This window comes from Halomicrobium sp. HArcht3-1 (assembly GCF_058933345.1).
This window is the reverse complement of sequence record NZ_JBZYDM010000001.1, coordinates 315,653-336,413: the sequence shown is the minus strand read 5'-3', so window position 1 is coordinate 336,413 and position 20,761 is coordinate 315,653. Positions and strand designations below refer to the sequence as shown.

Annotated in this window: 20 protein-coding genes; 6 read left to right on the top strand and 14 right to left on the bottom strand. The window is 65.9% G+C overall.

Translation table 11 applies throughout. The features are described from left to right. Nucleotides 1-24 precede the first annotated feature (24 nt). Nucleotides 25-909, bottom strand: a complete 885-nt coding sequence (locus tag AC5FRW_RS01805; protein WP_493566708.1) for a GNAT family N-acetyltransferase — start codon at nucleotides 907-909, stop codon at nucleotides 25-27. A 50-nt stretch (nucleotides 910-959) separates the two neighbouring features. Beyond that, nucleotides 960-2,219 carry a Glu-tRNA(Gln) amidotransferase subunit GatD gene (gene gatD, locus AC5FRW_RS01800; protein WP_493566707.1) on the bottom strand — a complete coding sequence of 420 codons (1,260 nt, stop codon included), beginning with the start codon at nucleotides 2,217-2,219 and terminating at the stop codon, nucleotides 960-962. A 103-nt stretch (nucleotides 2,220-2,322) separates the two neighbouring features. On the opposite strand from gatD, the gene AC5FRW_RS01795 reads away from it, so the two are divergent. Further along, nucleotides 2,323-2,877 carry a DUF8526 domain-containing protein gene (locus AC5FRW_RS01795; RefSeq protein WP_493566706.1) on the top strand — a complete coding sequence of 185 codons (555 nt, stop codon included), beginning with the start codon at nucleotides 2,323-2,325 and terminating at the stop codon, nucleotides 2,875-2,877. Between the two features lies 1 nt (nucleotide 2,878). On the opposite strand, the gene AC5FRW_RS01790 is transcribed toward AC5FRW_RS01795, so the two are convergent. Both AC5FRW_RS01790 and AC5FRW_RS01785 read right to left on the bottom strand, forming a co-directional pair. Continuing rightward, on the bottom strand, nucleotides 2,879-3,535 hold the full coding sequence (locus AC5FRW_RS01790) for an ArsR/SmtB family transcription factor (protein WP_493566705.1): 657 nt from the start codon (nucleotides 3,533-3,535) through the stop codon (nucleotides 2,879-2,881). Between the two features lie 55 nt (nucleotides 3,536-3,590). Continuing rightward, nucleotides 3,591-5,018, bottom strand: a complete 1,428-nt coding sequence (locus AC5FRW_RS01785; protein WP_493566704.1) for a hypothetical protein — start codon at nucleotides 5,016-5,018, stop codon at nucleotides 3,591-3,593. Between the two features lie 335 nt (nucleotides 5,019-5,353). Here AC5FRW_RS01785 and AC5FRW_RS01780 point away from each other — a divergent pair, with 335 nt between their 5' ends. From AC5FRW_RS01780 to AC5FRW_RS01765, 4 genes are all read left to right on the top strand, one after another. Continuing rightward, nucleotides 5,354-5,701: a DUF5802 family protein gene (locus tag AC5FRW_RS01780; RefSeq protein WP_493566703.1), complete on the top strand. Its 348-nt coding sequence runs from the start codon at nucleotides 5,354-5,356 to the stop codon at nucleotides 5,699-5,701. 73 nt (nucleotides 5,702-5,774) lie between these two features. Next, nucleotides 5,775-6,668 (top strand): Vms1/Ankzf1 family peptidyl-tRNA hydrolase, encoded by an 894-nt coding sequence (locus AC5FRW_RS01775; protein WP_493566702.1) that lies wholly within the window; start codon nucleotides 5,775-5,777, stop codon nucleotides 6,666-6,668. 107 nt (nucleotides 6,669-6,775) lie between these two features. Continuing rightward, entirely contained in the window at nucleotides 6,776-7,789 is a 1,014-nt protein-coding gene (locus AC5FRW_RS01770; protein WP_493566701.1) for an N-acetyltransferase DgcN family protein, read from the top strand. Further along, complete coding sequence (locus AC5FRW_RS01765; RefSeq protein WP_493566700.1) at nucleotides 7,786-8,814, top strand: dipeptide epimerase; 1,029 nt, start codon at nucleotides 7,786-7,788, stop codon at nucleotides 8,812-8,814. The genes AC5FRW_RS01770 and AC5FRW_RS01765 overlap by 4 nt, the downstream gene beginning before the upstream one ends. A gap of 36 nt (nucleotides 8,815-8,850) precedes the next feature. Here AC5FRW_RS01765 and AC5FRW_RS01760 read toward each other — a convergent pair whose 3' ends face one another. The 9 genes from AC5FRW_RS01760 to AC5FRW_RS01720 form a co-directional block, all read right to left on the bottom strand. Then, nucleotides 8,851-10,584: a glutamate-cysteine ligase family protein gene (locus tag AC5FRW_RS01760; protein WP_493566699.1), complete on the bottom strand. Its 1,734-nt coding sequence runs from the start codon at nucleotides 10,582-10,584 to the stop codon at nucleotides 8,851-8,853. 26 nt (nucleotides 10,585-10,610) lie between these two features. Continuing rightward, nucleotides 10,611-11,051: a hypothetical protein gene (locus AC5FRW_RS01755; protein WP_493566698.1), complete on the bottom strand. Its 441-nt coding sequence runs from the start codon at nucleotides 11,049-11,051 to the stop codon at nucleotides 10,611-10,613. A 48-nt stretch (nucleotides 11,052-11,099) separates the two neighbouring features. Further along, a complete protein-coding gene (locus AC5FRW_RS01750) occupies nucleotides 11,100-11,612 on the bottom strand; it encodes a gamma carbonic anhydrase family protein (RefSeq protein ID WP_493566697.1) in 513 nt (170 codons plus the stop codon). Nucleotides 11,613-11,672: 60 nt separating this feature from the next. Next, nucleotides 11,673-12,248 (bottom strand): DUF7504 family protein, encoded by a 576-nt coding sequence (locus AC5FRW_RS01745; RefSeq protein ID WP_493566696.1) that lies wholly within the window; start codon nucleotides 12,246-12,248, stop codon nucleotides 11,673-11,675. Then, complete coding sequence (locus tag AC5FRW_RS01740) at nucleotides 12,245-13,753, bottom strand: RAD55 family ATPase (RefSeq protein WP_493566695.1); 1,509 nt, start codon at nucleotides 13,751-13,753, stop codon at nucleotides 12,245-12,247. Before AC5FRW_RS01740 ends, AC5FRW_RS01745 begins: the two co-directional genes overlap by 4 nt. 91 nt (nucleotides 13,754-13,844) lie before the next feature. Next, the gene (locus AC5FRW_RS01735) at nucleotides 13,845-14,990 is read right to left on the bottom strand and encodes a signal peptidase I (RefSeq protein WP_493566694.1); all 1,146 of its coding nucleotides are present in this window, start codon (nucleotides 14,988-14,990) and stop codon (nucleotides 13,845-13,847) included. A 67-nt stretch (nucleotides 14,991-15,057) separates the two neighbouring features. Then, nucleotides 15,058-15,948, bottom strand: a complete 891-nt coding sequence (locus AC5FRW_RS01730) for a hypothetical protein (RefSeq protein ID WP_493566693.1) — start codon at nucleotides 15,946-15,948, stop codon at nucleotides 15,058-15,060. 103 nt (nucleotides 15,949-16,051) lie between these two features. Further along, nucleotides 16,052-17,674 (bottom strand): CARDB domain-containing protein, encoded by a 1,623-nt coding sequence (locus AC5FRW_RS01725; RefSeq protein ID WP_493566692.1) that lies wholly within the window; start codon nucleotides 17,672-17,674, stop codon nucleotides 16,052-16,054. A gap of 126 nt (nucleotides 17,675-17,800) precedes the next feature. Then, complete coding sequence (locus AC5FRW_RS01720; RefSeq protein ID WP_493566691.1) at nucleotides 17,801-18,262, bottom strand: hypothetical protein; 462 nt, start codon at nucleotides 18,260-18,262, stop codon at nucleotides 17,801-17,803. A 256-nt stretch (nucleotides 18,263-18,518) separates the two neighbouring features. Between AC5FRW_RS01720 and AC5FRW_RS01715 the strand changes: the two genes are divergently transcribed. Then, the gene (locus AC5FRW_RS01715; RefSeq protein ID WP_493566690.1) at nucleotides 18,519-19,676 is read left to right on the top strand and encodes a DUF5305 domain-containing protein; all 1,158 of its coding nucleotides are present in this window, start codon (nucleotides 18,519-18,521) and stop codon (nucleotides 19,674-19,676) included. A 114-nt stretch (nucleotides 19,677-19,790) separates the two neighbouring features. On the opposite strand, the gene AC5FRW_RS01710 is transcribed toward AC5FRW_RS01715, so the two are convergent. Beyond that, on the bottom strand, nucleotides 19,791-20,495 hold the full coding sequence (locus AC5FRW_RS01710; RefSeq protein ID WP_493566689.1) for a hypothetical protein: 705 nt from the start codon (nucleotides 20,493-20,495) through the stop codon (nucleotides 19,791-19,793). Nucleotides 20,496-20,761: the final 266 nt, after the last annotated feature.

Below are 20,761 nucleotides of genomic sequence, written 5' to 3'. Positions count from 1 at the left end.
TGCTCAGGACCGTGCCCCGCCGACTCAGGTCAGATCCGCGCTCGTGACGAAGGTCGGCCAGTCGCTCGTCGCAGCGCGGACGAAGGCGGCTTCGCCGACGTGACGGGCGGTTTCGGGAAACAGGACTCTGACGGCGTCGGCATCGAGGGTGGCTGCGTCGTCTCGGATCGCGGTAACGAGTGCGTCGGCGGCGTCGGTGTCGTCCCAGGCGGCGACGCCGTACTCGGCGATGGACTGGTCGTCCGGCCCGGCCGCCGTCCGTACCCGGCAGGCCATTCCACGGGTGCCGTCACGTTTGACCGCGAACACGCGCTGGTCGTCTGCCAGCCGGTGGAGTTCCTCGCGCGTCAGTTCCGACAGCGCCCACGAGCGTCCGGCGTCGAGCGTCAGGCCACCGAGTGCCGTGCGGGCGTCGCTCGCGGTCCAGTAGCTCCACGCCGCCGCCGGGTCGTCCTCGACGGGCAAGTCCGGTGTCCCCTCGCGGGGCGCTGGCTCGGCCCAGCGGAAACTGGTGGCGGGGTCGAACCCTGCCGCCATCGACTGCCCAAGCCCGGCGTCGTTCCACGAGAACACCATGTTCCGGGCGACGGTCGCACCGCGCTCGCTGGCCCACTCGAAGAGGTGCTCGACCATCCGAAGACCGAGGCCACCCTGCCGGAACGCTGGATCGACGCGCATCCCCTGTAGCCACGCCTCGTGGTCGGTGAGCATGATCGCCTGACACAGCCCCACGGCCGTTCCCTCGACCTCGGCGACGACCGTCCGCTGGTCCGGCCCGTCGCCGTCGACCCAGTCGCGGAACACGTCGGGGATGTAGTCGCGCTCTTCCCGGTCGTCCCACGTGTCGGCGGTGAAGGCGGCGACGGCGTCGTGGTCCTCTGGACGTGCCTGTCTGATCGTCGCGTTCATGTGTCGGAAAAGTGGTGCGCGCGACTTGAACCTACGTTCCGGTCGAACGGTCAGGTCCAGGGGCGGGACTGGTCCTGAATCTCGCCTGCGAGAGGCGTCTGCATCGTGTCGGCGACGTTCTCCGTGTTCGCGAGTGCCCACATCAGTTTCACCTTCGCCGTCCCCGGCATCATATCCTCGCCCTCGATCACACCGGCATCGAGCAGGTCACGGCCAGTGTCGTACACGCGGTCACAGACGCGCCCTTCGAGACACTGGCTGGTCATGACCACGCTGGTACCGTCGTCGGTCAGGTCGTCGACCACGTCGATCCAGTCGGTGTTGACGTGGCCCAGTCCGGTCCCTTCCACGACGATGCCGTCGGCGTCGGCGCAGGCTTCGAGGCGTCGGGGGTCGGTGCCGGGCGTGAACTTCACCAGTTCCACGTCGGTCGCCAGTTCCGCGGCGATGTCGAGGTCCGTCACCCCGCGTTCCGCGTACTCACGGCGGAACGAGACACCCGTCTCGCCCTCGGTCAAGATGTCGTAGTCGACGACACCCAGTGGCTCCGCGCCGACTGTCTCGAAGGCGTCTCGGCGCGAGGTGTGATTCTTGCGCACTCGCGTGCCCCGGTGGAGTGCACAGCGGTCGTCGGACTCGCTTCCGTGCATACAGACGAGGACTTCCGCGGCGTCGCTCTTGGCAGCCTCGACGGCGCAGACGGCGTTCATCACGTTGTCCGAGGACGGACGGTCAGCGGAGCGCTGGCTGCCGGTGAAGACGATGGGGACCGGCGTATCGAGCATGAAAGCCATCGCACTGGCGGTGAACTGCATCGTGTCCGTGCCGTGCATGACGACGACGCCGTCCGCGCCGGCTTCGATCTCCTCGTGGACTGCCTGTGCGAGGTCCTGCCACACTGCGGGCGTCATGTTCTCCGAGAGGATGTTCGCGACGACGCGGCCGCGATAGTTCGCCATCCCGGCCAGATCGGGAACCGCCCGGAGCACGTCCTCGGCGTCGAACTGCGCGGTCACCGCGCCGGTGCGGTAGTCGACCGTCGAGGCGATGGTGCCGCCGGTCGAGATGAGCGACACCGTCGGCAGGTCGTCGTCGAACTCGACGGTCGAACTCCCCTCCTCGTCCTGTGCGCTCTCGATGTCGTACACGTCCGATTCCAGCACGTCGACCGATGCGTCGTCGCGGTCGATCCCGACGTTGTAGCCGCCGTCGAGTTTGACGACGAGGTGTTCGGGCGTACTCGACGGGAGCAACACGCCCTCGTAGGCCTGGTCTCCGCGCTCGACGTGGATGCGGTCGCCTGCGTTCATGCCCGGTCGTTCCACACGCCCGGACGTAAACCCTCCCGTTTCCGGGTTCGACCGGACCGCGAACAGAGAAAGGCCCATACCGTTGGCCGACCCACATGTCGGTATGAGCGAACGTACCGACGACCTGACGAGGGAGGTCGAAGAGGACAGCGTCGGCGAGGTCGGTGTCGACGACGGTTTCGACGTGGACGGCGGAATCGACGATGGGGGGCTGGACGACGACTTCGGGACGGATTTCACTGACTTCGGAACCGACACCGAGCGGACGGCCGACGCCACGGCCGAGACGAGCGGCGGGCTACGCGGGCGCGTCGACGATGCCGTCTCGCTGCCCTCCTTTGCCCTCCAAGTGATCGGCGCGCTCGTCGGTGTGTTCGTCATCGGCGGTGCGATCCCGCTTGGACCACTCAGCGGCGTCGTCGGTATTCTCGTTGCCCTCTTCGGTCTGGGCGTCGTCGCGACGGGATCGCGTTACGTCGAAGCCACCGTCGCGGGCGCGCTCGTCGGCGTGTTGACGACCGTGGTCACCACGATCACACTCTCGGTCGTCTCCGGCGGACTCCTCCCCGTCGCCGGCGGGCTGGTGGGCGGGGCAGCCGCACTGCTGGGGCACTATCTCGGTCGTGATCTGCGCGATGGCCTGACACGCGATCTGTGACTTAGTCCGACAGTCGCCACCCGTCCGCGTGGCGCTCGACGATCCCTTCCTCTGCGAGCCATTCGAGCGAGTCTTCGACGAGTCGTGGCGGTGCCTCGACCTCGGCGCTGATCCGGCGCACGGACTGTCGCCCGTTGGCGAGGGCACTGACGATCTCGGCGTACAGCCGCCCGTCCTCGCGGCCGTCGTCGACGGCCTCGCTGATCCGCTCGCGAACGTCCGTCACCTGTCCCTGCACCCACCGCTGGGCGAGCGACAGTTCGTTTTCGAGCTGTTCGAGCCGTTCCAGACTCCCGACGAGATCCTGTAGCTCGTCGCTATCGTCACTGCCCACGTCGATAGTGAGATGGCGACAGGAACTCATGTCGAACCCGCGGCGGGCCGGATAGGCGCTCTTGGTACCGAACTCGTAGGGCGAGACCCGGACTTCGAGCCGGAGATTGCGAGCGATCGAGAAGTACTTGCGCCGCTGGTCGTCGGTTCGGCTCTCGATGAGACCCGCCTGTTCGAGTTTTTCGAGATGATCGATGACGGCCTTCGGACTGACGCCGATGTACTCGCTGATCTCGGTGACATAACAGGGCTTGTGGGCTAGCAATCGCAGAATACGCCGTCGGTTCGCGTTTCCGAGAAGGTCGAGTAGCTCGGCGGAGTCCATTCGGTACGAGGTAGGCTATCGGCGCTGAAAAGCGTGTCCCCTCGCCCGCTGTGGATTACGGGCTGTTCCCCGGCCCGCCGCCCGACTGGCCGCCAGCAGCATCGCCCGACTGGCCGCCCGCGTCACTCGATTGGCTGCCACCGTCGTTCGACTGGCTGCCCGATTCACTCGATTGGTCACCACCATCGTTCGACTGGCTGCCCGCGTCACTCGATTGGCTGCCACCATCGTTCGACTGGCCGCCCGCGTTGCTCGACTGGTCGCCGCCACCGGAGTTGTCCGGCTGACTGTCCGTCTCGTCGGACTGGCCGCCAGCGGCATCGCCTGCCTGCCCGTCAGCGTCGTTGGTCGAGCCGGTCGCACTGTCCGATCCGCCCCCATCCGAACCGGTCGATTCACTGGCAGCAGCACCGTCGCTCGCCGAACTGTCTCCCTCGGCGGCCCCACCGTCACCGGCAGCGTCGGTGTCAGAACTGGCGTCGGAATCGCTGTCGTCCGGTGTCGCAGTCGACTCACTGTCGTCCGACGGCCCATCATCGGATCCGTTTGACACACCCGTATCCCGAGGGCCGTCGCCGTCACCACCGCCGGCGTCGTTACTGGAAGCAGCAGAATCTGACGCACTCGTTCCTGACTGACCGGCCCCGTTACTCGCGCCTGTCTGGGACGGTCTCTCGGGAGTGGACGCCTCGTCCGGCGGTCCGGTAGTGTTCGATCCGCCAGTCCGGTTGGTGGGGGGGCCATCGCTGTTCCGGGCGTCGTCGGCTTGCCCGCTGGTCTCACTGGCCGACCCGGCGTCGGCCGGCGGGCCGCGTTGACTGCCGTTCGTCGTGTTCGTCGCTGGCCCGGCATCGGCCGGCGGGCCGCGTTGACTGCTGTTCGTCGATGGACCAGTTTCGCTCGGCGGGCCGGCATCGGTCGGTGACCCAGCGCGTGCCGGTGGGCCGTCGGTCCCCGTGACGCCGCGAGCGACACCGGGAATCGTGGGTGTCGTCACGTTTCGGACCTGCTCTCTGAGCCGCCCGACCTCGCCCGTCTCGACGCCCGCGGCCTCGACAGCCGCTGCAGTGTCGTCGACACTGGTCTGGAGCGCTGCGATCCGCCCAGCGAGTCGGCTCGACTGGGCGACGTAGGCCGGTTCCGGGAGCGACCCGTTCTCGTATCGCTGGCGCAGTGTTCGATTTCGTTCCTGCAGGTGCTGGAGGCGCTGTTCGATCCGTACTGTTCGATCGGTCGCCAGCCGTGCCCGTTCGGACTCGTTGGCACGCTCGAATCCGGCCGTCCACATACCCGATTCGACCGTGTCGCTGGTCTGTGCAGCGCTTGCCTGCATGAAGGCCGTCAGCTGGGTCCCCATGTTCGTCGTCTCGTTGTCCGCGGTCTCGTTCGTGGTCTGCGTGCTCGCAGCGCTCACCGGGAGCGTCGCGATGCCGATCGCGAGGACCGCGAGCACGACGACGAGCGCGGCCTGCCGACTGTGCATGTACGAGGACCTCTGTGATACACGATAAAAAACGACACCCACTGTTCGCACCGTTTAGCGCGCGCACGCACCGGCTATGAACCGTTTACTGCCAGCTCAAACGGATAGAGCGGTCGTGATAGAGTTCATTATCCGTTCTCAGACGGCAGCACTGGTCGACACTTCGAGCAGTCACCGCGCGGCCAGCGCGAGCGACCGATCACCAGCACGGCGACGACCCGACGGGTCAGTGAAGCAGCCATTACCACCGACGGCGGAGCAATAGCATTGCCCATCGACATAAAGCTCTCGGCGAGGGTTTATGACGTGGTACCACATAGCATGACCCGTACAGCATGTTCGAACAGTTTTCGCGTGGCTACTATCTGGGACGACTCTACGTCGAGCCCAGCGCAGACGGCTCGCCGGCGATGTGCCGCGAGCAACACGAGCGGGTCAACGAGCAACTCTACACGACTGGTGACGGCGTCGAGCGGACGAACCACCCCCTCGTGATGAAGGTCGGAACACATCACCTTGCGGTCGAGGGCGACGAGACGGTCCCCGCCGACACGCTGACCGTCCCCGAAGACGTACTGGCGGCGGCCGACGTGCAGAATCCGCCGACACTACAGGAGGTGTTGCTCGCGAAGGCCGACCGGGCCGAGCAGTTACTCTCGTTGACCAGCGACACGGCGGTGTGAACGCCGTCGGACCGGATTCCACACGGCTCGATGGTGTGAACGTTTATACGTCAGGGCGACCCGCTCCCAGTCGATGCTCGACAGGGTGCTCGGTCGCGCGTCGCTGAAAGAGCGCGTCGCAGAACTGGAAGACGACAAGCGCCACCTGCAGCGTCAGCTCGAGGCCGAACAGGAGCGCCGGGCCGACGCAGTCAGTGACAGACAGGCCGCAGAGCAGCAGGTCAATCGCCTCGAAGACCGCGTGACGGAACTGGAAGATCGGGTCGAACGGCTCAACGACGACGCGGGCGAGGGTGAGTTTCGACGCGAGACCGCGCTGACGGGCGAGCGTCTCGACGCCGTCCTCGACCGCCTCGACTCGTTTTCGACCGGCCCCGAAGGCGCGCTGACTGCCTACGTCGACGACGGCCACGACCTCCCGCCGGCCGTCCGCGAGACTCTCGGTGACGACGCGCCGCTGGTCCGTCGGGCCGCCCCCTGCCTGTGCTGTACGGACGACGCCGGTCTCGTCGCGGCGACGCTGTCGACGCCGGTTCCACCCGAACCGTTCGCCGACTGGTGCGATGGGTTCGCCATCGACCGCGACTGGCTCCAGCCACGCGGCGAGTACGCCGTTGCACTCGTTCGTTCCGACCTGTTCGCGCTCGGCGAGTTCGACGGCCGCGACCGGGTCGCCTTCCACGGCTTCGACTCCGACCTCAAGAGCCAGCACTCCAAGGGCGGCTTCTCGCAGGGTCGCTTCGAACGCCTGCGCGACGCCCAGATCGACTCCCACGTCGACCGCTGTCTGGCCGCCATCGAGGAGCGCAACGTCGACACCCTCTACGTGGTCGGCGAGCGCAGCATCCTCTCGCACTTTTCGGACGTGGCGGACGTGACCCAGCGAGTCGACGCCACCGGCGACCCCGAGGACGCGCTCGCCGACGCCGTCCACGAGTTCTGGACCGTCCGGCTTCGAGTGCTGTGAGCGTGGCGCGGGCGTTCGGTACCCTGTTTCCCGGTCGTCGGTCACTACTCCGAGACCGCGCTGCCAACGGGGCGAGGTTTTACTCACCGCCCCTGTGACACTGCGATATGGACATCGCATTGCTCGCCCACGAGCAGTTTCCCGGCCGGGCCAAGACGGCACTGGGGATGTTGCGGTACGGCGACCAGACCGTGCGAGCGGTGATCGATCGCGCGAACGCAGGCGATCGCGTGGCCGACCACGTCGCCGACGTACAGGACGCCCCTATCGTCGCGAGCATGGACGAGGTACCCCCGGTCGACGCGCTGGTGATCGGCATCGCGCCCATCGGCGGTGGGTTCGACGAATCGTGGCGGTCGGAAGTGCGAGCCGCCATCGAGCGCGACTGTGACGTGATCGCCGGGCTGCACTACTTTCTGGCCGACGACGAGGAGTTCGTCGCACTCGCCGCCGAACACGACGCCGAACTGCGGGATCTGCGCCGGCCACCCGAGGACCTCACCGTCGCCGACGGGACCGCCGGGAGCGTCGACGCCGACGTGGTGCTGACGGTCGGAACGGACTGCTCGTCGGGGAAGATGACCGCCAGTTACGAACTGCGCGACGCCGCTCGCGAGCGTGGGATCGACGCCGCCGTCGTCCCGACCGGCCAGACCGGCGTCCTCATCGAAGGGTGGGGCATCGTCGTCGACCGGGTGATCGCGGACTTCGCCGCGGGTGCCGTCGAGCGACTCGTCGAGACGGCCGCCGCGGACCACGACCTGGTGATCGTCGAGGGACAGGGCGCGCTGGGCCATCCCGCCTACTCGGGCGTGACGACGAGCATCCTGCACGGCGCACAGCCAGATTCGCTCGTCATGTGTCACGTCGCCGGCCGGACGGAGGTCCACGGCTACGAGGACACGGCCATCCCGTCGGTCGCGGCGTACGCCGACCTCTACGAGCGAGTCGCCACACCCGTCCGGGAGAGCGCCGTCGTCGCCGGGATGCTCAACACCCAGTCGCTGCGCGACGATGCGGCCCACCGGGCGGTCGCGGAGTACGGGGCCGATCTGGGTGTCCCCGCAACCGATCCCGTCCGCTTTGGCGTCGGCGACGACGTGCTGGAGGCGCTGCTGTGAATCTCACGCTCTCCCGCCACGACCTGCCGACCGCCGATCCGTTCGGGATCGCCCGCGGGACGACCACGACCGCGGCGGTCGTGACGGTCGAATTCACCCACGAGGGCACGACGGGCGTCGGCGGAGCAGCACCGACCGCGTACTACAGTGAGAGCGCCGACTCGGTCGTGGCGACGCTCGAAACCCTCCGTCCCGTCGTCGAGGAATGGGACGATCCACACGCCGGCCAGCGGGTCGGGGCGGTCCTCGCCGAGGAAGCGCCCGATGCGCCTGCAGCGCGAGCAGCTATCTCGACCGCGCTGGCCGACCTCGCCGCCCAGACGCTGGGTGTGCCCTGCTATCGCCAGTGGGGACTCGACCCCGACGCAGCGCCTCGGTCGTCCTTTACCATCGGTCTCGACGACCCCGACGAGATGGCGAGGAAGGCAGAGCGTGCCGTCGCCGAGGGCTTCGAGGTGCTGAAAGTGAAGGTCGGCACCGACGACGACCGTGCCAGAGTCCGGGCCGTCCGTCGGGCCGCACCCGACGCGACGATCCGGGTCGACGCCAACGGCGCGTGGTCGCCCGACGAGGCGATCGAACAGGCCCGCTGGCTGGCCGAGCAGGGCGTCGAGTTCCTCGAACAGCCCGTTCCAGCCGACGACATCGCGGGTCTCCGGCGGGTTCACGAGACCGCACCGCTGGCAATCTGTGCCGACGAGAGCTGTGTCACGGCCGCGGACGTGCGCTCGGTGGCAGACGCCTGCGAGATCGTGACGGTGAAACTGATGAAGTGTGGCGGCGTCCGCCCCGCAGTCGAGCAGATCCACGCCGCCCACGCCGCCGGACTCGACGTCATGCTCGGCTGTATGCTCGAATCGAACGCCTCCATCGCGCCGGCCTGCCACCTCGCGCCACTTGCAGAGTACGCCGACCTCGACGGGGCGCTCCTGTTGGCCGAGGACGCCTACGACGGCCCGTCACTCGCAGAAGGGCGGATCGATCTCCGGTCGGTCGAGTCGGGGACCGGCGTCACGCCGGTCTGAGCCGCGCCCGATCGGGCGCGTCGACAGCCGCCCCAATCAGAGCCACTCGTAGAAGGCGTCGTGCTCGCGGCTCAGTTCGTAGTACTCGCGCTGGGTCTCGGCGATTGCGTCGGGCAGGTCGGACTCGGCGAGGCGCTCCCGGACGCGGTCGAGTTTCCACGTGCTCGGGGTCGCCCCCAGCGTTCGGCGTCGTTCGACCGGTTCGAGGAACTCGTCGATCCGGGCGTCCGGCACGTCCTGTGCGGCGAGACCGCGCCGCGCGAGGCTGAAGATTTCGTCGTAGATCACGTCGTGGTCGGTCGTCCGCTGTCCGTCGGCGGTAACCCACGACAGATCGGCCTCGGGACCGTCGCGGGCGGCGTTGTAGAAACTCGTCTTCGCGTCCTGCCATGGAAGTTCCGCGAGGGGGTGGTCGGCCACGACGAGACCCCGGATCAGCCCCGCCGTCAGCGTCTGGACGGCGATGGTGTCCCTGACGGTCGGCTGGGTCGGGATCGGTCGGTACTCGATGCGCAGCGAGTGCTCGTCACCGGCCCCGTCGACGGGGTCGCCACCGATCACACAGCGCAGCCACCGCCAGTAGGTGCCCCGCTTGTGATCGAACTCCCAGTAGGTGTCGTGGAGACTCTCGCGGCCGCCCTCCTCGATCCACTCCCGGAGGAAGGGAGCGAAGAGGTCGTCCTCGACGACCCGGTCGACCACGTCCGTCGCCGTGTCGATGTCACGCGGAACCCGGACTTTCGGGTTGGCGCTGGTGTTGACCGATTGCTCGAAGGCGGCGATCCTGAGTTCGTGGTGGGTCTCGTCGAGTAGCCCCTCGGGATCGTCGACCGCTTCGTACATGTCCGCCGGCAGGAGCGGCGAGTTCGCCGTCAGCGCGAGGATCGGCCCGAGCGTTCGGATCGCCGCGTTGTAGTAGGCCGGGAACGCCTCACTGTCGGGGATCTGAAGGTGGGGCTGGATCGAGGAGGTCAGCGACTCGAAGAGGATCGTCGGGAACGATCCCGCAAAGCCCGGCACCTCGAAATCGATCTCGCCGCCGGCGTGGCGAAGGGCCTCGTTGTCCAGTGCGACGTACCGGGGGTCCTGGCGCATGTTGTCGGCCAGCACTACCCCGTCGCGTTCCTCGATATCCGAGAGGTACTCGACGCTGCCCTCCTCGGGTGGGATGGTCCACATCGCGTCCAGCACGAGTTCGTGGTTCTCGGCGCGAGCGGCGTCGCGAGCCTTCTTGATCCGCATCTCGATGGAGGTCGTCTGGACTTCCAGTCCGGTCGCGCCCAGCGCGTCCGGGTCGGTGTTGATTTCGGCGTTGTGGACCCCCAGTTCCTTGGCAGCGATACCCTCGAAGGTAGATTCGGGTAGCTCGGCCAGCCGTCCCATCCACTCGTCGGGGTCCATGTATGGCTCGTCGGTGGCGTCGTCCTCGGGCGCTGCTTCGAGCGGGTCGTCCGCCTCGGCGTCGTCGTCACCCGCTGGCTCCAGAGAACCAAGCCCGCCGCCACCGCCGCTTGCGAGGTCGTCGTCCAGTGTCGCCTCGTCGGGTTCGTCTGGCTCGTCGGCTTCGCCGTTGCCCTCGGAGACCGGTTCGGGTTCGGCGTTGATCGCGTACACTTCGACTTCCAGTCCCACCGCGAAGTCCTCGTTGTCGTACGTGCCGGCTTCGATCGCCTCGCGTAACTGGTCGGCCTGTGTTGCGATGCGCTCGCGAAACGCCGCGTCACTCTCCCCATCCAGCGACCGGTGCACCAGGTCGACCACGTCGTCCATGGCTGTGCTATGCGCAACCGGGGGGTTTAGTGTTGCGCCTCACCGGACTCCCACAGCGGCCGCAGGCGAGCGACCCCGAACGCGCGGTCGATCACGGTACGCAGGACGGTCTCGACGATGCCGGCGAGGACGACGACGCCGACCAGTAGCGGCCAGACCGTCAGATACGACGAGATGGGGTGTGGATGGGTCAGGAACAGCGACTGAAAGACGGTGTCGGCCAGCGTCCACGCCGCGAGGAGCGTCGGCGTCACCAGTGAGTAGCGACTCAGCAAGAACAGGGGCACGGCGGCAAAGGCCACCATTCCGACCGCGCCGTAGCCGAGTGCGAACGCGATGGAAAACGGGTCGGTGGCGGAGTAGCTGACACCGTTCGTGAACGCCCAGAGCAACACTGCGACGGCGTGGACGAGACCGCCAGCGAGGGCGATAGTTCGGTGCGAACGGACGGCAGGGAGGGGGACCATGTGACGACCATCGGACCCCGGCGAATTCAATTACTGTGGTTCAGTCACTTACTCGAACAGGTCTTCGTGACGCGCCGCGAGGTTCGCGTAGTCCCCCGAGGAGAAAGCCTCGAAGACGGATTCAGGATCGATCGTCGTCTCCGAGAGGGGCGTGACGGAGGCGGGCATCCCCCTGACGAACGAATCCGGGGGCACGTCGTAGCCCGGCGGGACGACGGTGCCCATCGCGACGATGGAGCCGGCACCGATCGTCGCCTCACTGACCGTCGAATTGAAGCCAATGAGTGCGCCCTCCTCGACGGTGGCGTCGTTCAGGACTGCCCCGTGGCCGACCATGACGTGGTCGCCGACCGTCGACGCGTGCAGGACGGCGTTGTCGCCGATGGCGCTCTCGTGACCGACTTCGACCGGGGCAACGTCGCCACGGAGGACGACCCCCGGCCAGACGTTGGCGTTGGCCGCCACCGTCACGTCACCGACCACAGTTGCCTCGTTGCTGACGTGTGCGTAGCCGTTGATGTCGGGCGCAGTCCCCTCGAACGAATACTCTCGACTGTCCATACCAGCCACAACGTGGGCGGAGGGCAAAAAGTGTCGGTCGAACTATATTGTTCGTGACGATTAGGAGTCGGCGCTGACGGCGTCGTCGAACACGGGCTTGAGCCGATTGACCGTCTGGTCGTCGAGCGCGTTCGGGTCCAGATGGAAGTGACCGATGGCACCCGTCTCGCGAAGCTGTCCGGTGAACATGTGAAGGAACTTGAACGCCGCCTTGACGTCGGTGAACTGTAGTAGCTCCGTCAAGGAGTCGAAACAGACCACGAGCCGTCGGTCCGGGTGCAGATCGTTGAGGTAGTTGTTCAGACGCATCCCCAGTCCCGTGATGTCGTTGGGGTTTGCCGTCGTCACGACGACGCCGTCCGGCACGTCGGGGTCTGGACTGGAACCGACGCCGACCTGATCGCCGACATCGACGATCCCCATCCGCGCGGGGAGCGTCCCGTGGCGATCCTGCCAGTCCGCGACGATCTCGACTGGCGTGCTCGAATACGTGACGCGAAGCACGTCGAGGGTCGTCGGATCGTCTGGGGACGACAGGCGCGCACACTGCTCGTGTTTCGCGTTACTGAGCGACGGCGCGAGCACCAGGACGTTCGTTCCGGGAGACGGGACTGCGTCACCGCCAGCGTTCGTCATTCGCTCCCTCCGTCGACGCCCGGCGGATTCAGCACCTGCATGTACGGCGGGTCGTCAGTGTACTCCACGAGACGGGTCGATCCCAGATATCCCCCCGGCGATTTTTTCAGCTTCACGTACTGAAGCCCGTTGTCACTGACCCACGTCCGCAGGGACTGCCACGCACTGTTCTGGTAGAACGCAGCCAGCTGGTCGTTCATGGCGTCGCTGTTGTAGAAGTACAACGACGTGTCGGCGGGTCGGAAGAGGTTCTCCTCCTCCCAGAAGCGAACCTGACGGAGTCGGTCCGGGTCGAGCGTCGGCAACTGCGCCTCGACGTTGATCAGGCTGAGGATCGGGCGCTCCCCTCGGCGTTCGTTGATCGTCCTGAACACCGTCTCGGGATCGTCGCTCTCGTGGTCCTGTGGTTTGAACACGTTCCGGCGGGTGTTCTGCCAGACGTTCGTGAAGTCGACGAGGAAGAACTGATCGTTCGCCATCAGGTCGTGCATATCGCCGACGCGCTCGTCGATGATCTCTTTGAGGAGCTTTGGCGGGAGTTCGACCGGCGGGACGATGGCGATCGCCATGTCCTGTTCGATCGCCTCGACCATCAGATTCGTCAGGATCGAATGGGGGTTGGCCTGTCCGTCGTGTTCGAGCACCATCGATCCACCCAGCACGATCCCGCCGCCAGTCAGCGTATCCAGCCCGGGGATTCGCGTCGTCATATACTCCGAAGGGACGAACTCGCCGGGATGGGTCCGTAGTCGTGGGCTGACCCTGACGCCCTGCTCGCTGAACGTCACCTCGTGGACGCGGGTGTCGTGATCGACGCCACGCATCTTCACGACCTCGATGAAGCGATGGGTGTCTCCGTCGACGACCTCACGCCACAGGCGGACGACACCGTGGGTGTTGAACTGGACGGCGTCGCTCGCGGCGACGGTCTTGACGTCCTGCTGGGCCGCGTTTGGCTGGGACTCCTCGGCGGTAAACAGCGTCGTGGCACCGAACTCGTCGTCGAACAACCGAATCATGTCGAGGATCGTCCGGCGGAACACGTCGCGGTCCTCGCCCATCGCCGATAGGCCCGACACCGAGTCGAGGACGATCCGGTCGGCGGGGGCGAACCGTTCGAGGTGAGTCGTGATGTACTCGGCCTCGAACGGGGCCGAGTAGTCGCCACCGAGCATCTGGCCACCCTCCAGCGTCTCAAGCGTGAGTTCGCGCTCCTCGCCCTCGTCGACCGTGTAGCCCGTCGTCGCGTGCAGTGACGTGATCGTCAGGTGCTCGTGGTCGAGTTCGAACGCGAAATCAGAAAAGGAGTCGTCGATCTCCTCGAAAGTCTGTTCCGTACTGATGTAGAGGCAGTCCTCGCCGGCGTCGAGACCGGCCTGCAGGTACTGCATCGCGAGTGTGCTCTTGCCAGTTCCCGGGCCGCCGGTGACGAGGACCGTTCTCCCCTCGGGTACGCCACCGTCGAGGATCGTATCCAGCGTCTCGCTCCCTGTCTGGACAGGCATTCACCGGGTGGTTGGACTCTCCCGATTTATGCCTGCTGGCCGGCTATCAGCGATCGAAATCGGCCCGGTCCGCCGCCGGCCACTCGCCGAGTCAGCCGAATCGGCGCCGTAGTCGAGTCCCAAGCGAGGCGTTGCCCCGGTCCCGGACTCGGATCGTGCCAACGCCGACGACGCGCGCGAGGACCGCGAACAGGCCACCGCCGAGGACGGCGTTGACCACGCCCAGTGCCAGCAACGGATGGATGTCGTGCAACGCGCGGATCGTCGTGGGCGGCAACACGTACAGATACCGGTACTCGGTCACGGAGAGTGCCGTCTGCTGGCCGGGTCCCGGTGCAGTCGCGGCCACCGTCAGCGTCGCCGCCTGCCCCGGCCCGACGGTCAGTTGTTCGTCGATGACCGTCGTGCCGGCACTCTGGCCCTCGAAGACGAGGATGACCGGAACGAACCCGTAGTTGTCCACGCCGATGTCCCAGGTGGTGTCTTCGCCGGGTTCGACATCGGGACTCTGGGCGATGTCCTCGCCGCTGACCGTCAGCGTCTGGGTTCCGCCACCGGCGACCATCGCGAGGTTGGCAGGGAGCAACACCGCCGCCAGCAGCAGGATCGTCACGGTACGAGTGTTCAACAGCGTCCCGCGCTGGCGAGAGCGGTCGGTCGTGCGCTCGCGGCCGCCGTCGAGGACGAACGTGAGCGCGAAGAGTGCGAACCCGATGGCGAACAGCAGGACGCCGGACCCCTGTCGGTCCAGCGAGTCACCGAAGCCGACGGCTTGGGCGAACGTCGACTGGAATCCGAGCACGCCCGACTGAATCGCACCGATCGCGACCCCGAGCTTCGGGATGACGACGACGGTCCCGCCGATCTGCAGTGCCTCGGCGACGATCTGCTCGTCGGTCACCGGTGGCTCCGGGCCGTCCTGATCGGTGAAGGGGTTGGCATCGCCCTTGGTGATGTAGCCGGCCTCGGTTTCGCCGACGACGCGGTGGGTGGTCAACCCACCGCCCTGTAGTTCCCGGGCCTCGTAGACGACGACATCCCCTTCCTGTATGCCGCCCGCCAGTGGTGTCGGGATAGCGACGAACCCATCCCCGGTGTCGATGGTCGGCTCCATGCTCCCCGTCTCGACGTAGCTCAGAAGGATCGGCTGACCGAGGACGGCCCCGAGCAACAGCGAGGCGACGACGACGACGGCGAGCACTTCGAGCGTCCGACTGACGAGCGAGCGAACGGACACGGACTGGCGTAGACCGGCGACCGACAAAAGGCTTGGTAGCGCCCCGGACAGCGGGTGGCCGATGGCTCTATATCGCCGTCCCCTCACCGGGAAGGAGGACGCTGGCTTCGACGGTCGCGTACGTCGCGATGAAGCCGAGCGCGTAGCCGAGCAGGTGGACGTAGACGTTGACGACGGTCGTCCCGTCGACGACTTCTGGCGGGAACGCGACGAACAGGAACGAGACGAACAGGACGCCGGTGAAACTCAGCAACTCGGCGCTGCCCGCACGACCCGCCGTCGACCGCACCTTGTGGAACACGTCGGTGGCGTGGTCCGGGGCCGAGAGCCAGTACAGGAGCGCCGACAGCACCGCCGTCAGGACGAGTCCACTGGTCCCTAACAACACCGTCGCTCGCTGGCGCTGGACAGACTGGATGCTCAGCCCGGCGATCAGTGCGATCCCGAGGAAAAAGAGGACCGGCGCGAGCGTCCTGCTCGGTCCGACGTTCGCCCGCTCTTCGAGGTAGTCGGCCAGTGCCAGGGGCAGATAGCCGACGAAGGCCATCACGACCCCGGAGAAGCCAACACCGGCGCTTGGCCGTACCACCGCGAGGTTCAGATACGAGAGCAACACCGGGAACACCAGCACGAAAGTGACGAAGACGACGAAAAATCGGGTTCGACAGCCGCTGGCGACACTCAGCAGATACGCCACCGGCACCACGAGGAGGTAGCCGAGCACGTTCACGCCCAGATGCAACGACCCGAGGTGGACGAACGACGCGGTGAAGGCAGTCAAAAGCGAGGGGTCCGTGTACCGGAACACGAGCGTCTCCCGCGTCGCCAGCGGCAGCAGGTAGATGCCAAGCAAGAGTATCGGCACTGAGAACAGTACGACGAGGTCGACGGCATGAAAGCCACTCCAGAGCGGCGACTGGTACCGACCAGATCCGACGACACGACCCTGATTACTCATATCGTCACCGTATCGAGCGGTTCGCTAGCCAGCGGCTTGATGATTCCCTCTGAAATATCAGATGTGAAAATTGGGTAGGCCAGCGGAAGCGCACGTCGCTACGTTACTCGCTGTCCGGGTCCGCCTCGACCCGAAGCGACGCGATCTGTGTCGCGGCGTCGTCGTCGCGGTCGACGCTCACCCGCACCGTCAGCGTCTCGCCGCCCTCGAGGACGTTCGGCGCCGCCGCGTCCACCGGGAACGTCGTCAGATCCGTCCCGTCGGCGCTCTGGACGGTCACGCCCCGCGTGATCGACTCGCCGTCGGCATCGACCGGGACGACCCGGACGCCGACAGTCGTCGCGACAGCGTTCCTGACCGAGAACGCTGGATCGATCGACACGACGCCGCGACCCGAGAGGTCGAACCGGAGCGTCGTCCGCCCGTCGTCTTCGGTCACGGTGGCGTCGGCATCGTCGTCCGGGACCAGTTCCAGTTTCGACCAGCTACTGTCGTCGGCCGAGACGAGCAGTGTCGGCCCGCCGGACCGCCAGTAGGCGAGCACTCCCAGTCCGCCAGCGAGCAACGCCAGCACGGCCAGTAGCAGCGGTGCGAACGACCCGATTTCGAGGAGCGACGAGTCGTCCTCGACCACGGTAACGGTGACCGACCGATCACCGAGCGCGACCTCGTAGGCACCCGGCTCGTCGAACGTCACCGTCCCGGAGACCGTCCGACGCTCGCCCGGTGCGAGGCGCGCCCGCTCGGTGGCGATGGTCTCGCCGTCGGCGCGCAGTTCCAGCGTGACGTTGCGCTCGGTCGACCCGGCGTTCTCGAAGGTCCCAGTGACCGTGATCGCCTGCCCGACGGTCGGTCGCTCGGGATCGGTCGTCAGCTCGACGACGCGGACGTTTCCATCGGGAGTCTCGGTCGGGCCGGCCCCACCGCCGGTGTCGGTCGAGACTGACGTGGCCGTGGGCGTCGCCGTGACTGTCTGGGTCTCCGTCGCAGTCGGCGTGGCCGTGCCGGTCGGCGTCTCGGTGCCGGCGTCGTCAGTCGCCGAGGTCGCCGTCGGCGTGGCAGTCGTCGTGCCACCACCGACTGCACCGCCACTACCGCCGGTCTCGGTCGCCACCGGCGTTTCGGTGTCGGTCGCTGTCTCGGTTGCCGGCGTCGGCGTGTCGTCGTTCGAACCGCCGCCAGTGTTTCCGCTGTTTCCGCCGCCAGTGTTGCCACCGGTGGCTTCTGTGGCAGTCGCCGTCTGGGTCACCGTCGCGGTCCCATCACCGCCACCGTCGTTCTCGGGCACCAGCGCACGCAGCGTGATCTGTTCGAGGACGACCGTCTCGGTCCCGGTCTCGATTTCGACGCCGACCAGTACCGACTCGCCGTCGCGTAACTGCACCGGCTTGTCCGGGTCTTCCAGTGTGGCCCCAGTGTCCATCCGATAGAAGGAGACTGCCGACCGATTGTCCTCGATCCAGACGTGTGCCTGTTCGAGATCCGTGCCGATGCGGAAAACGCTCTCTGCGACCGTAGTCGCTTCGGGATTGAGATTCGTCATCGACAGTTCGAGCTGGCCGGTGTCGTTGACGGTCGCGTAGCGCTCCCCGTTCTCGGTGTCAGCAGGCGTCAAATAGACACCGCGAACCGCCTGATCGCCACCGGAGAACGCACCCGTAGCCACGACTGCGCCGAGGGCGAACACAGCAGCGGCGACGAGTACGGCGTGATGAAGGCGAATCATATGGTGGGACTGCTCAGCGGACGATCACGGTGTCAGCGTCGGCTGTTCGGCCGAGCGCGTTGGCTATCGACGACCGAGTGACCCGATCGTCGATGGGGTGGACCGAACCGTCGCGCGTGTGAACGGTTATTCGGTCGTCGCGGTGATGTTGATCGTCGCTTCGGAGTAGTCTGCGTCCGCACTCCCGTCAGTGGTGACTTCGAGGACGATATCGGTCGAGGTGCCATTGCCTAACTCGGAGGTTTCGACGGTCGCACCCGTGAGCCAGTTGGTGCCTGACTCAATTTCCGCGGTGATGTTCACTGTGTCACCGATGTTGTTCGTGACGTTGATCGCCGAGACAGTGGTCGTCGCGTTCTTGTTGATGTTCGTAAACGCGAGGTCGAGATCGTCACCGGGGCTTCCTTCTTCGACGACATCGGACGCGCCGTCGGCGAGCTGGAGACTGATCGCAGCGCTTGCATCACCGGAGGTCGACACGGTCGCCGTACGATCTGCCTGCACAGTCGTCAACGCGCCGCTTCCGAGGACGCCGCCAGTAACGACTGCAACGATACCAATACCTATGAGTAGAGTTCGTGCGTTCATGTTTTTCACTCGACCACCCACCAAGGTGGTTACCAGTTATTGGTCATACTGACATATATATCTCGTGGATGTATCGAACGGTGAACTCGTCCGAGAGCGTGTTTCGAGGCCCATGGCCCTGTCATTCGGTATCATAGCACGAGGGGAAGTCGATGATCGCTCTCTCCGAAAAGACGGTCGTCGAACCCACAGTGGTCGCTGGCCCCGGTTCTGTCGACCGTCACGTCTTTGGTAGTGGACACGACAGTGGTGGGCAATGGCGACCGATGACCCACCGTCGACCGCACTGCGTGTGCGCCATCGGCTCGCCCAGAACCTCACTGTGGCCGTCCTTCTCTGTCTCTTGCTCGCCGGCGCTGGCGGATTCGTCGCCTACGAGGAGGTTTCGGCCCCGGACACGAGAACCGAACAGCGAACCGCCGCGACGTGGTCGACCGAGAGTGATCTCAGCCACCGCGCCACCGTCCAGCGCTCGACGAGGACGTTCGACGCCGGGACCGTGCTGGACAATCGGTCTGCCTACCTCACCAGCATCACGCCCGAACTGACCGGCGAACACCGGTTCCGCCACGGAAACGATGTCGAACGGGCGACGGTCACGACGAACGTGACACTGGTCAAGCGCTCGGTCAGTGGCACCGACGGCGAGCAGACCGAATTCTGGCAGGTCAGCGACCGACTCGCGTCGACGGAATCGACCCTCGAATCGGGCGAGACCGCACGCACGCCGTTCCGGATCAACGTCTCCAAACAGCGCAACGAAACCAACCAGATCGAGCGAGAACTCGGGGGGACGCCGGGCCGTATCGAGGTGTTCGTCCGCGTCACGACGCGAGTGACCGCGACGTTCGAGGGCCGAGAGCTGAACAGGACCCGGACCGATCGGCTACGCATCGAACCCGGGCGGTCGACCTACACCGTGACGGCGAACACGACCGGCAAGCAAAGCGAAGTCATCAGCCGAGAGACCGTCACAGTCCCCATCGAGAAGGACACGGGGCGAATATACGGTGGCGCTGGATTCGCAGCGCTGTCACTGGCGGCAGCCGTCGGGTTGGCGTACGCCGGTCACCGAGATCGACTCACCCTCCCGCCCGAGGTGGTCGCGACACTGGAGCTGGCCCGGACGCGGGATCGATTCGACGAGTGGATTTCCGTCGGGCATGTCCCAGCGGTCAGCGAAGACGAACACGTCGTCACCATCGACAGTCTGGAGGATCTCGTCGACGTTGCCATCGACAGTGATCGCCGCGTGATCGAGGACCGCGACGGCGAACAGTTCGTCGTCATCGACGGGTCGGTACGATACCGGTTCGAGGCTCAGGAGACAGTCGACGACCCGGACCCGGCGTCCGACGACTCGGCACAGGACGACGCCGGTGCCGAAACCATCGACGAGGACTCGGTGCGGTAGGGACCGTCTGTGCCGTCGATTGGCCGCACTGTCTCGACTGGGAGTAACGCCAGTCCCCGTTTCGCGCTTCGAGTGCAGACCCCCAGTCCCTGGTCGTTTCCTGAGGGAGACCTGTCATCCAATCGACCACTTCTGACTGTCTTTACTTTTGTCCGGAACGGACTGTGTAACCCTGTTGCCCAATCCGTTCTCTTGGAACGCGTACGAGTTGTCGGCGTTCCTGATCTGATACTGGTCGTTCGTGCCTGTTATCTCCACAAATTCCCATCTCTGGCGTGAAGAGGAGTCGACTAATTTGAGGTCTGCGTCCTCGTTCTCGCTCGCTGGCGCAACGTAGCTTGGGTAAGTGGTGTCCTTGTAGCCGGCCCACTGAATGGTGTATGCGCCCCCTTCAGGAGTGATGTACCATTCACCAGTGCCTCCCGTACGACTAACGAAGTAGTCCCCAGTAGGTCCGAGGGACTCTCTCGAATCCATTCTCTGTGAATAGATCCTGTACTTTCCTTCGCTGACCAGCGGTGCCGTCACTGTTCGGGTCAGTGTCACCATCTTCTGGCTGTCCGTCGCCGTGATCGTGACATCGTCGCTGGTGTTGCCATCAGGTTCGAACGTCACTCGTCGGGCGTTGCTGGCACCCGGATCGAGTAGGAAGGGAGTCTGTGGGCTGACCACGGCGAGCGCGTCGGTCTCGATGGTGATCTCGACGGTGGCAGTGCCGTTGTTCGTGAGGACGATCTCCCCATCAGCGTCCGACAGACCCTCGATACCGAGCAAAGCGTCGGTGTCCGAAGCGACGCTGACAGACGATTGCCGGTCCACCGACGACGACGTGACTCCCAGCGTCCTGCTCGCGAGCAGCGCACTACCACTTCCCACGAGTGCCAGTGCGCCACGCCGCGTCAGAGTCCGTTTGTTGCTCACCGTGTCACCCCCACCCCGTTCGATCCACGACACGCTATTGTACGCCTTGTGACTGATAAAAATTTTGTCGCACACTAGTACATCGAGGTGGGAGAGGATCGCAATAATCGCACCACAGGAGTGTCGACGCCGTCACTCGACGTGGTCGACCAGCACCGCGGACT